Source organism: Kitasatospora putterlickiae (genome assembly GCF_039527695.1).
Lineage (GTDB): Bacteria > Actinomycetota > Actinomycetes > Streptomycetales > Streptomycetaceae > Kitasatospora > Kitasatospora putterlickiae.
In genome coordinates this window covers 18112-29177 of record NZ_BAAAKJ010000056.1, presented here as the reverse complement: position 1 = coordinate 29177, position 11066 = coordinate 18112, and the positions used below count along the sequence as shown (strand labels likewise).

Genomic DNA, 11066 nt, shown 5'->3' with positions numbered 1-11066 from the left:
CCGCCGCGATGACGGCGCGGCTGGCCGGGCGATCGGACGCGGTGCTCCAGGTCGTGGTCAACAACCGCTTCCTGTCCGGCCTGTCCGACGCCGTCAGCGTGGTCGCCGGCGACGCGCTGCTCCACCTCCCGGACGCCGACGGCGACTTCGGCGAGGCGGTGCGCCGCACCCACGCCGCGTCGATCGCCGCCTACCGGCACGCCTACTACGACCGGCGCCTGCTCGACGCCGAGGTGGAGCGCCTGACCGCCGAGCAGGTGCCGCTCGCCGACCGTTCCTGCGTCTTCAACGACACCCGGGACCTGATCCCGAGCGGCCTGGCCGCCCCGGCCGACCAACCCGCGCCCGCCCAGGACGGGGACGGGGGCAGCGACGGGCGCACCACCCTCAGCTGGCCCGTCGACTTCGACCCCCGCCCCGGCCTGACCTACGCCCTGGACGCCCTGCGCACCCCCGCCGCGCTGCGGCTCGCGATGACCGCCGACCCGGCGGTGCTGCCCCGGCCCGCGATGGAGCGCTTCCTGTACGGCATCGAGGAGTTGGTGCTCGCCGAGGAACGCGCCCTGCGGGGCTGAAACGGCGACCGGGGCCCGTCCGTCCGCTCACGTCCGGACGGCCGGGCCCCGGCCCTTCAAAGGCGACCTATATCTGACGACCAATCACCTACCGTGCTCATGCACGGTGTTGGTCTCCTGGATCTTCTTCCAGGACTTCGGCTCGGTCCGCGCACCCGGCGCGGCGCCCGCCGCGAGGCCCGCCCCCGCCGCCGGAGCGGCCGCGACGCCCGAGGAGCCCACCGGCGGCTTCGCCGGCGTGTACAGCCAGGTGTTGAAGAGCTCGCCCAGCGGCTTGCCGGAGACCCGCTCCGCGTACGCCTGGAACTGCTGGATGGTCGCGTTGCCGTACTTGCGCTCGGCCGGCCAGCCCTTGAGGATCGCGAAGAACCTGTCGTCGCCGACGGCGTTGCGCAGCGCCTGGATGGCGATCGCGCCCCGGTCGTAGACGGCGCCGGCGAACTGGTGGTCCGCGCCCGGGTCACCCGGCTCGATCGACCAGAACGGGTCGTCGGCCGGGTGGAGGTCGTAGGTGAAGTCGGCCAGCTCCTGGGCGGTGCCCTCGTTCTCGTGCTCCGACCAGAGCCACTGCGCGTACCGGGCGAAGCCCTCGTTGAGCCAGATCTCGCTCCAGCGCTGCACGGAGACGCTGTCGCCGTACCACTGGTGGGCCAGCTCGTGGACCACGACGGAGGTGTTGGCACCGCGCGCGAACTGCGCGGGGCTGTAGAAGATCTGCCCCTGGGTCTCCAGCGCGTACCCGGTGGTCACGTTGGGCACGTAGCCGCCGACCGAGTCGAACGGGTAGGGCCCGAAGACGCCGCTCAGCCAGTCGACCAGCTCACCGGTGCGCTCGACACTGGCCTGGGCCGCGCCGGCGTTGACGCCGAGGTCGGGGCTGTAGGCGGTGATGACGGGCAGCCCGCTCGGAGTGGTGTCCTGGCGGAGGTCGAACTTCCCGACCGCCAGCGTGGCCAGATAGGTGGCCTGCGGCTTGGTCTGCCGGTAGTTGTAGCGGGTCCAGCCCGGCCGCTGGCTGGTGGTCAGGGGGCCGTTGCTGATCACCTGGGTGCCGTTCGGCACCAGCACCGAGACGTCGAAGGTGGCCTTGTCGGTGGGGTGGTCGTTGCTGGGGTACCACCAGGCGGAGCCCTCGGGCTCGTTGGCGACCACGCCGCCGTCGGGGGTGCGGATCCAGCCGGAGAAGCCGCCGCGCTCGACCTCGCCGGGCTTGTCGGCGTAGCGGACGACGACGGTGACCGGACTGCCCTTGGCGATCGTCCGGGCGGGGGTGATCTCCAGCTCCTGGTCGCCGGAGGTGGCGAACTTCGCCGCCCGGCCGTTGACCAGCACCTCCTTGACCTGGAGCACGAAGTCGAGGTTGAAGCGGCTGAGGTCCTGGGTGGCGGTGGCCAGGATGGTGGTGGTGCCCTCCAGCTCGTCGGTGGCGGGCTGGTACTTCAGCCGGATGTCGTAGTGCGAGACGTCGTAGCCGCCGTTTCCGGCGTACGGGTAGTAGGGGTCGCCGATGCCTGCGGCGCCCGGTCCGGCCTGGGCGGCGGAGGCGGGAACGGTCAGGAGCAGGGCGAGCGCGCCGGCGGCGGCAGAGACGATCAGCCTCTTGCGCACAGTGGTCCTCCACAGGGTCACTGGGACAACGGGTCGGTCGGATCGATCCTTGTCCCAACGGCCCTTGACCTACGCCTGAACAATGAGATGTTCATCAGAAGATACAGGCCGACATCAAGCCGCCGCCGAACGGTGACGGCGGGTCATGAACCGGCCGGTCCTTACGGCTCGGCCCTCTCTTTCGGATCACGTCGGACCAGTGGGCGTCGTTGATGGGCCCCTCCTGCCCGTGGGCGGGCGAGGAGGGAGCGTGCATCGGCGGTGCGGAGGAGGGAGTCCATGCGGAGCATCGGCGACCGACGACAAGCCGGCGAGGTGCGTGCTCCGGCGGCGACCGCCTGGCGTGATCCAAAAGAGAGGGCCTAGGACCCCAGGGCGACCGGCGCGCGGACCAGCGAACCGTACTCGGTCCACGAGCCGTCGTAGTTCTTCACGTGCGGGTACCCGAGGAGCTCGGTCAGCGCGAACCAGGTGTGCGCCGAGCGCTCCCCGATCCGGCAGTAGGCGATCACCTCGCGCTCCGGCTCCACGCCCTGCCCGCCGTACAGCGCCCGCAGCTCCTCCGCCGAGCGGAAGGTGCCGTCCTCGTTCGACGCCCGCGACCAGGGGATGTTGACCGCGCCGGGGATGTGGCCGGGCACCTGTGCCTGCTCCTGCGGCAGGTGCGGCGGCGCCAGCGCCTCGCCCCGGTACTCGGCGGGCGAGCGGACGTCCACCAGCGCCGCGTCCGACCCCGGCTTGGCGAAGACCTCCGCCTTGGCCAGCACCTCGTCCCGCAGCGCCCGCACCTCGGGGTGCTCGGGCCCGGTCAGCCGGTAGGGGCTGTGCTGGTAGTCCATGACCTCCTCGGTCAGCTCGCGCCCCTCCAGCTCCCACTTCTTGCGCCCGCCGTCCAGCAGCCGCACCGGGCCGAAGCCGCGCAGCCGCAGCAGCCAGTAGGCGTACGCGGCGAACCAGTTGTCGTTGCCGCCGTAGAGCACGACGGTGGTGTCGTCCTCCACCCCGGCGGCGCGCAGCAGGTGCTCGACGCCCGCGCGGTCCACGTAGTCGCGGCCGACCGGGGTGTGCAGGTCGGTGGTCCAGTTCCAGCCGACCGCGCCGGGCAGGTGGCCTCGGCCGTACGCCTCGGTGTCCTCGTCCACCTCGACGACCCGGAGCGTGCCGTCGTCCAGGTGGTGGGCCAGCCACTCCGTGCCGACCAGTGCCTCGGGGTGTGCGTAGCCGTCGCCGGTCATGGCCGCCCTCCCTTCACACGGGGACCCTTCGAACCTACGTCCGCACCCCCCGCCCCGGCCACCCGGACCCGCCGCTACGCCGGGGAACCGTGACGCCGGGGAGCCGCTACGCCGCCGTGGCCAGCCTGGCCACGTAGTACTGGTTCAGCGGGTCGCCCTCGATCCGCTCGACCTCCACCGAGCCGAAGCCCGCCTCGGCCAGCATCCGGCGGGCGGTCTGCTCGCCCCAGACGGTGCCGAGCCCGGCACCGCCCTCGCCGAGCGAGACCGTCATGCAGTAGAAGGTCGAGAAGGTGTACAGCGCCGGGGCGAGCGGATGGCCGATGTTCTCCTCCAGCCGGCTGCTGGCCGCGATGTCGCCCATCAGGAAGACGCCGCCGGGCCGCAGCACGGCCGCGACGGCCCGCAGCGTGCGGTCCGGCCGGGCCAGGTCGTGGATCACGTCGAAGGCGGTGACCAGGTCGTACGAGCCGGTCAGGCCGGCGGAGTCGGCGAGCTCGAAGCGGGCGTTGTCCAGGCCGTGCGCGGCGGCCTCGGCCTTGGCCCCGCCGATGCCCTGCTCGGAGATGTCCACACCGGTGAACCGGCTGGCCGGGAAGGCCCTGGCCAGCACGTTGACGGCGTGCCCCTGCCCGGTGCCGAGGTCGACCGCGTCGATGCCCTCGCGCAGCCGTTCGGTGAGCCCCGGCACCAGCGGCACGATGGCGTCCACCAGCGCCAGGTCGTACAGGGCGGCCGTCTCCTCGCCCTGCAGCGCCTGGAAGCGCGGGTAGGCGGAGTACGGCAGCCCGCCGCCCTCGCGGAACACCTCGACGATCCGTTCCTCGACCTGGCCCATCAGCGCCAGGTACCGCATCATCCCGGCCAGGTTGTCCGGCCCGGCGTCCCGGGTCAGTGACGCCGCGTGTTCGGGCGGCAGCCGATAGGTGCGCGACTCCGGCTCGTACTCGACGAATCCGCCGACCACCATGGCACCCAGCCACTCGCGGACGTAGCGTTCGTCCAGCCCGGCGGCGCGGGCGACCTCCTCACCGGTCGACGGCGCGAGCCCGGCCATGGTGTCGAAGAGGCCGGTCTGGTGGCCGACGCTGGCCATGAATCCCAGGCAGGCGTCATTGAGCACCTGCACCACACGACCCGCGAACTCCTCCTGTTTCGCCGGGTCCGGTTCCCGTTCGGACATGGTTCCTCCAGCGCCGTCTCGGGACCTGCGCGAACCCTCCCCTCGTCACGCTACGCCGCCACGGGACGATTCCCCACCCCTGATCCCCGGCCCTACGGCGCGGGCCAGGGCACCTCCTGCCGCTTCTCGTAGCGGTAGCCGGCCGCCTCCCAGCGCGCGCCCTCCTCGGCCAGGCGGCTCTTGAACCGGTCCCAGGAGTGGCTCTCCTTGGACGACCAGCCCAGCTCGGCGAGCGCGGGCAGCCGGGGCAGCAGCATGAGGTCGAGTTCCTCCGGGGTGTCCAGGGTCTCCGTCCACAGCGGCGCCTCGACGCCGAGCACGGAGCCGCCGGGCAGCGGCAGCAGGGTGTCCGGGTCCCAGGAGTAGGCGGTCCAGACGTCGATGGTGCCGGCCCAGACCAGCCCGAGCGGGTAGCCGCGCTCGTACTTCATGTCCAGGTAGGTGCGTCCGGAGGGCGACATGATCACCTTGGCGCCGCGCTCGGCGGCCTCGATCAGCTCCGCGTCCCGCCCGGACCGGCCGTCCCAGAACTGCAGCACCCCGACCCCGCCCGGCGCGGTCTGGTTCCAGCCGACCGGGGTCTTCCCGGCGGCGAGCACCTGGTCGTTCACCCGCTTCACGAACGCCGCGTACTCGGCCGGGGAGATGTTCTTCACCTCGTCACCGCCGATGTGCAGGTACGGGCCCGGGGTGATCCGGGCCAGCTCGGTGATCACGTCCTGGGTGAAGGAGAAGACGGCGTCGCCGGTCGGGCAGAGCGTGGAGAAGCCGACCTCGATCCCGGTGTACGGCCAGGGGCGGGCGCTCCTGGTGCAGTCCAGCTCGGGGTAGGAGGCCAGGATCGCGTTGCTGTGACCGGGCAGGTCGATCTCCGGGACGACCGTCAGGTAGCGCTGCTGCGCGTAGCGGACGATCTCCTGGTAGTCGGCCGCGGTGTAGAAGCCGCCGGGGGTGCCGTCGACCTCGCTGACCGCGCCGACCGTGGTCAGCGCGGGCCGGGACGGGACCTCGATCCGCCAGCCCTGGTCGTCGCTCAGGTGCAGGTGGAGGTGGTTGAGCTTGTAGAGCGCGAGACGGTCGATGAACCCCTTGACCTCGGCGGGGGTGAAGAAGTGGCGGGTGACGTCGAGCATCGCGCCCCGGTAGCCGTAGCGCGGGCGGTCCTCGACGGTGACCGGCGCGACCGTCCAGTCCGGGCCGCCGGTGACCGCTCGCGGGCTCTCGATCTGCGGGGGCAGCAGCTGACGGAGGGTCTGGGTGCCCCGGAAGAGGCCCTCGGGGGTGCGCGCGGTGATCCGCACGCCGGTGGCGTCGGCGGTCAGCCGGTAGCCCTCGGTGCCGGTCTCCTCGGGGAGCGCGGGGTCGAGCAGCAGGCTGATGCCCTCGGCGCCCGCCGCGGCGGAGGCCTCGTCCGCCAGCGGGAGCGGCAGCCCGGTCGGGCGGCGCAGCGCCTCGGCGAGTTGCTCGGCGACCCGCCGCACCTCCCCGGCCTGCCGTTCGACGGCCTCGGTCCCGGCGACGGTCCGCACCACGGTGCGCTCGGTCAGGCGGTAGCCGGGGCCGGAGCCGGCGGTGACCGAGTGCGGCACCGGGACGATCCGGTCGGCGGTGCGCGGGCCGGCGGGTACGGCGCCGGTCCCGCCCGGCCCGCCCTGGTCGGCGTCCTCGCCGCCGATCGCCCGCTGCACCCCGAAGCCGACCGCCGCGAGCAGCAGGACGACGGCGAGGACCAGCACTCTGCGGGTCCGGGCGGAGAGCCCGGCTGTTCGAATCGGCACGGCCGCTCCCGGTGTCGTCAGGCACTCCACCGGCCGCTGTTCACGGCCGGTTCACCGGAATGGTCTCAACCAATCTCCGTCTTGTCCCGCGCTTCGTACGAATTCGCTTCGCAGAAGACCCCCCCTGCGCTGGAGCACGCCTCGACCGGACCGCTCAGGAGAAGACCACCGAGCGGACCAGCAGCCGGTTGCCGGCGCGCCCGCCCGGCCGCAGCGCGAAATAGGTGTCGCCCGCGCAGCCGGAGTCGAGGAAGACGGTGGCGGTCGAGCCGGTCTGGTTGGACGGCGCGAACGCCGGTTCCGCGGCGGTGGCCTCCGGCAGGTCGATGCAGGACCTGCTCTTCGGGTCGATCAGCGCGCCGGTGTCGTCGGCGCCGTACTTGTAGCGGAATTCGCCGGTGGCGGCGTTGGCGGAGAGCGGCACGGCGAGGACGAGCGCGATGGCACTGGTGGCGGCGAGCAGGGCGTTGCGCAGACGCATGACGGGTGGCCCTTTCAGGCGGTACACGGCGGTACCTGGGGAATTGGTGCGAGATCACCCTAGAGGCCCAAAAAGCAGGGAAACGATTCTGCTAATCCATCCTTTCGGGTGGTTTAAACGTGTTTCCCGCGACTTATCCGTTCGCCCGTTTGCTTGGAACACCGCCCGCGCCACCCGGCCGCGCGTTCACCCCGGCGGCGCGGTGAAGTAGTAGCCGGAATCGATCAGCACCGGCAGATAGGCCTTCAGCGCCGCCACCGTCTGCGAGCGGTCCCCGCCGCCGTCGTGGTTGAGCACGATCGCCCCGGGGCGGACGTCCTTGAGGATCCGGTCGGTGATCACGCCCGTCCCGGGACGGGCCCAGTCCCGGGGGTCGACCGACCAGGCCATCGGCCGCATGCCCAGGTCGGCGCTGACCCGCAGGGCCGTCGAGGACCAGTCGCCGCCCGGCGCCCGGAACCAGGTCGGCACCTTGCCGGTGGTCCGGTGCAGCAGGTCGGAGGTGCGCTCCAGCTCGTCGCGGACCTTGCCCTCGGAGAGGCCGCGCAGATCGGGGTGGGTCCAGGTGTGGTTGGCGATGTGGTGGCCGCGGGCGGCGATCTCGCGGACCAGGCCGGCGTGCTCGACGGCGTTCTCGCCGATCAGGAAGAAGGTGGCCCGGATGCCGTACTGCTCCAGCAGCGCCAGGACGGTCGGGGTGTGCCGGGGGTCGGGGCCGTCGTCGATGGTGAGCGCGACCACCCGCCGTTCGGCGTTCAGCTCGTACACCGGTCGGCTCTCCCCGGCCGTCAGGGTCCGCGCGGGAGCCGAGGCCGGAGCCGAGGGAGCGGACGCCGCCGCCGACGGGGTCATCGCGGCGGCCGACGCCGGGGCGGGAGCGGCGCCCGCCGGCGTCTCGGACGGCCCGGCGGACGGACTCGGGGCGGCCGACGGACTCGGGGCGGCGGACGGCGAGGCGGCCGGGGAGTCCGGGACGGCGTCCGGCCCCTGGGACTCCAGCGCCCGGGCGGCCCGCACCACCTCCGCCGCCCGGCCGCAGCCGGTCAGTCCGAGCAGCGACATCCCCGCCGCGACCAGCAGCAATCTTCGCGAAGTAATCTGACGATCAGACAGCATGGCGCATATCTCCCCCGTTCACCGACCGGCCTCCCAGCGGCTACCCCGACGGGCTCGATCACCACCCCAACGGCCCATGTCACGACCGGTTCGCCCACCCCGTGACCGGATCCCCGTCAGGCCCGCTACTCTGACCTCTCCCAGTGTGATGATCTGTCTTCAGAGGACGTGGCCATGACGAGAAGTCAGGATTCCGCCGACCGCTCCGACAACGACGACGCCGAGCTGAGCCAGTGGGAGAAGTACGGGGTGGACACCAGCACCCCGCACTCCGCCCGGGTCTACGACTACTGGCTGGGCGGCAAGACCAACTTCCCGCCGGACCGCGCGATGGGCCAGGCCATCGAGCGGGCCGTGCCCACCATGAAGGCGCAGGCCAAGGAGAACCGCGGCTTCCAGAAGCGCGCCGTGCGCCACCTCGCCGAGCGCTACGGCATCCGCCAGTTCCTCGACCTCGGCACCGGCATCCCCACCTCGCCGAACACCCATGAGATCGCCGAGTCGGTCAGCCCCGGCACCCGGGTGGTCTACGTGGACAACGACCCGATCGTGCTGGCCCACGCCCGCGCGCTGATGGTCTCCACCCCGGCCAGCCGCACCACCTACATCCACGCCGACCTGGGCAAGCCCGCCGAACTGCTGGCCGACCCGGCCCTCACCTCGACGCTGGACCTCTCCCAGCCGGTCGGCCTGCTGATGATCGCCGTGCTGATGCTGATCGCCGACGAGGACGACCCGTGGGGCAAGGTCGCCGCGCTGCGCGACGCGCTCCCCTCCGGCAGCTACCTCGCGCTGACCCACCCCACCCAGGACTTCAACGAGGCCGCCGTCGCCCAGGTGACCGCCTCCGCCCGCGCCGCCGGGATGACCCTGGTGCCGCGCACCAAGGAGGAGGTCACCCGGTTCTTCGACGGCTGGGAGCTGGTCGAGCCCGGCGTCGCCCCGGTGATGGCCTGGCACCCGGAGGGCGAGCGGTCCGAGGACCCGTACGCGGCGTACTACTGGGGCGGCGTCGCCCGCAAGATCTGAGCCACCGCCCGGAACCCGGCCGCCACCGGCCCCGCCCACCCCCCGCCGGGCGGGGCCGGCCCGCAGGCCGGGCGCTCCCGGGGTTCACTTCAGCAGACGGGACATCCGCCGGTCCGCGAGCGGCCTGCCGCCGGTCTGGCAGGTCGGGCAGTACTGCAGCGAGGAGTCCGCGAAGGACACCTCCCGCACGGTGTCCCCGCAGACCGGGCACGGCTGCCCGGTCCGCCCGTGCACCCTCAGGCCCAGCTTCTTCTCCGCCTTCAGCTCCCCCGCCGCCAGCCCGCGCGAGCGCTCCACCGCCTCGCGCAGCGTCGTGCCGAGCGCCTCGAACAGCCGCGCCGTCTCCTCCGCCGACAGGTCGGCCGCCAGTTTGTACGGGGACATCCGCGCCGCGTGCAGCACCTCGTCCGAGTAGGCGTTGCCGACGCCGGCGAGCACGCTCTGGTCCCGCAGCACCCCCTTGATCCGGCGCCGCTCACCGCTCAGCAGCGCGCGGAAGCGCTCCAGGTCGAAGCCGGGGGCCAACGGGTCGGGACCGAGCCGGGCCACCCCCGGAACCTCCGCCGCCTCCCGCACCACGTACGCCGCGAGCCCCTTCTTGCTGCCCGCCTCGGTGAGGTCGAAGCCGTCCCCGTCCGGGCCCTCCAGCCGGACCCGCAGCGCCAGCGGATTGCGTCCGCCCGGACGCGGCGGCAGCGCGGGCAGGCCCTCCTTCCAGCGCAGCCAGCCCGCCCGGGCCAGGTGGACCACCAGGTGCAGCCCGCCGGCCTCGATGTCGAGGAACTTGCCGTGCCGCACCACCGGGCCGACCGTCCGGCCCGCCAGCGCGGTCACCGGCGGGTCGTAGGTCTTGAGGGCGCTGATCGCCACCGGCTGGACCTCGGCGATCACCCGCCCGGTCAGCCGTTCCGACAGGTAGGCGGTCAGGGCCTCGACCTCGGGCAGTTCCGGCATGCGCCCAGTCTCCCCCGGCCGCCCGCGGGCCGCCCGCCGCCTTTGCCGTCCACCGGCGCGCGGCGCAGGCTGGAGGGGTGGACCGCGCGCCAGCCGAGGAGGTCCGGCCCCGTCATGAGCACGCTTGAGGAACAGATCGACATCGAGGCCCCGGTGCTGGCCGCCTGGGAGCAACTGCACCGGGTCCACGACTACCCGCGGTTCGTCGACGGCGTCCGCCGCGCCCAGCCGCACGGCCGCAACCTCGCCCACCTGGAGGTGGAGATCGACGGCGCCGGGCGGGACGTCGAGACCGAGATCACCGACCGCGGGCGCGGCCGGGTGATGACCTGGCGCACCCTGGACGGCCTGCCGCTGCACGGCGCCTTCGCGCTGCGCCCGCTCGACCGCACGCACACCCGGGTGCAGATCCGCGTCGAGTACGACCCGCGGGAGGTGCACGAGGTGTTCGGCGGGCCGGGCGGCTTCGCGCTGGCCGGGGCCATCGAGCGCTCGGTGCGGACCGACCTGGCCCGGTTCCGGGAACTCGTCGAGGCCCGGGTGGCGGCGGCCGCCGTACCACCCGAGCCGGTCGTCCAGACACCCGGGATCGTCTCGGTAAACGGCATATAAGCGCAGCTCAGGGCTGGTGGTGAGGATCTTCACAGGCGCCCGCCGGACGCGTCGTCCGGCCCCCCACCTGTGGCACACTCGGGTCCCATGAGCACGGCCCCGCTCCCCAGGACGCTGCGCGCGGCGATCTTCGCCGCGCTGCTCGTGCTGCTCGCGGGGCTCGGTCAGGTGCTGGTCACCGGCCGTCCGCTGCCGCTCGGCACGCTGGTCCTGGCCGGCGCCGCGGTCTTCGCGGTGGCCTTCGCGCTGGCCGGCCGCGAACGCGGCTACCGGGCCGTCGCGGCGGTCTTCCTGCCGCTGGAACTCGGCCTGAGCGCCCTGTTCGACCTCGCCCAGTCGACCTGTCCCTCGCTGCCGCCCGGCACCGGGCGCGGACTCGAACCGCTGCTCTGCGGCGGCGGCTCGCTCGGCGGGTTCCTGCTCGGCCACGGCCTCTCCCGGCCGGCCGGGCTGGCGGCGCTGCTGGTCCTGCACGGCGCGCTGGGTCTGGCCGCC

9 protein-coding genes and 2 pseudogenes are annotated in these 11066 nt (G+C 73.1%); 4 read left to right on the top strand and 7 right to left on the bottom strand.

What is annotated here, in order from left to right:
• Positions 1-575 (top strand): annotated as a pseudogene (locus ABD308_RS06615) (condensation domain-containing protein); the annotation flags it as partial.
• 84 nt (positions 576-659) lie between these two features.
• Here the strand turns inward: ABD308_RS06615 and ABD308_RS06610 are convergent.
• From ABD308_RS06610 to ABD308_RS06585, 6 genes are all read right to left on the bottom strand, one after another.
• Positions 660-2183 carry a M1 family metallopeptidase gene (locus ABD308_RS06610; protein ID WP_344328828.1) on the bottom strand — a complete coding sequence of 508 codons (1524 nt, stop codon included), beginning with the start codon at positions 2181-2183 and terminating at the stop codon, positions 660-662.
• 362 nt (positions 2184-2545) lie between these two features.
• Positions 2546-3418 (bottom strand): sulfurtransferase, encoded by an 873-nt coding sequence (locus ABD308_RS06605; RefSeq protein WP_344328825.1) that lies wholly within the window; start codon positions 3416-3418, stop codon positions 2546-2548.
• A gap of 106 nt (positions 3419-3524) precedes the next feature.
• Positions 3525-4601, bottom strand: a complete 1077-nt coding sequence (locus tag ABD308_RS06600; protein WP_344328821.1) for a class I SAM-dependent methyltransferase — start codon at positions 4599-4601, stop codon at positions 3525-3527.
• A 92-nt stretch (positions 4602-4693) separates the two neighbouring features.
• Complete coding sequence (locus ABD308_RS06595; protein ID WP_344328812.1) at positions 4694-6379, bottom strand: beta-N-acetylhexosaminidase; 1686 nt, start codon at positions 6377-6379, stop codon at positions 4694-4696.
• A 154-nt stretch (positions 6380-6533) separates the two neighbouring features.
• Positions 6534-6860, bottom strand: a complete 327-nt coding sequence (locus ABD308_RS06590) for a hypothetical protein (RefSeq protein WP_344328804.1) — start codon at positions 6858-6860, stop codon at positions 6534-6536.
• A 186-nt stretch (positions 6861-7046) separates the two neighbouring features.
• Complete coding sequence (locus ABD308_RS06585) at positions 7047-7976, bottom strand: polysaccharide deacetylase family protein (RefSeq protein ID WP_344328795.1); 930 nt, start codon at positions 7974-7976, stop codon at positions 7047-7049.
• Between the two features lie 174 nt (positions 7977-8150).
• Between ABD308_RS06585 and ABD308_RS06580 the strand changes: the two genes are divergently transcribed.
• Positions 8151-9005 carry an SAM-dependent methyltransferase gene (locus ABD308_RS06580; protein WP_344328786.1) on the top strand — a complete coding sequence of 285 codons (855 nt, stop codon included), beginning with the start codon at positions 8151-8153 and terminating at the stop codon, positions 9003-9005.
• A gap of 84 nt (positions 9006-9089) precedes the next feature.
• Here the strand turns inward: ABD308_RS06580 and ABD308_RS06575 are convergent, their stop codons facing one another.
• Entirely contained in the window at positions 9090-9959 is an 870-nt protein-coding gene (locus tag ABD308_RS06575) for an Fpg/Nei family DNA glycosylase (protein ID WP_344328778.1), read from the bottom strand.
• Positions 9960-10073: 114 nt separating this feature from the next.
• Between ABD308_RS06575 and ABD308_RS06570 the strand changes: the two genes are divergently transcribed.
• Positions 10074-10571, top strand: a complete 498-nt coding sequence (locus ABD308_RS06570) for an SRPBCC family protein (protein ID WP_344328755.1) — start codon at positions 10074-10076, stop codon at positions 10569-10571.
• A gap of 87 nt (positions 10572-10658) precedes the next feature.
• A pseudogene (locus ABD308_RS06565) lies at positions 10659-11066 on the top strand (hypothetical protein); the annotation flags it as partial.

Coding starts and splice junctions, on each gene's coding strand:
- ABD308_RS06605 (WP_344328825.1), bottom strand. CDS start 3,418: ATGACCGGCGACGGCTACGCACACCCCGAGGCACTGGTCGGCACGGAG.
- ABD308_RS06600 (WP_344328821.1), bottom strand. CDS start 4,601: ATGTCCGAACGGGAACCGGACCCGGCGAAACAGGAGGAGTTCGCGGGT.
- ABD308_RS06590 (WP_344328804.1), bottom strand. CDS start 6,860: ATGCGTCTGCGCAACGCCCTGCTCGCCGCCACCAGTGCCATCGCGCTC.
- ABD308_RS06585 (WP_344328795.1), bottom strand. CDS start 7,976: ATGCTGTCTGATCGTCAGATTACTTCGCGAAGATTGCTGCTGGTCGCG.
- ABD308_RS06580 (WP_344328786.1), top strand. CDS start 8,151: ATGACGAGAAGTCAGGATTCCGCCGACCGCTCCGACAACGACGACGCC.
- ABD308_RS06575 (WP_344328778.1), bottom strand. CDS start 9,959: ATGCCGGAACTGCCCGAGGTCGAGGCCCTGACCGCCTACCTGTCGGAA.
- ABD308_RS06570 (WP_344328755.1), top strand. CDS start 10,074: ATGAGCACGCTTGAGGAACAGATCGACATCGAGGCCCCGGTGCTGGCC.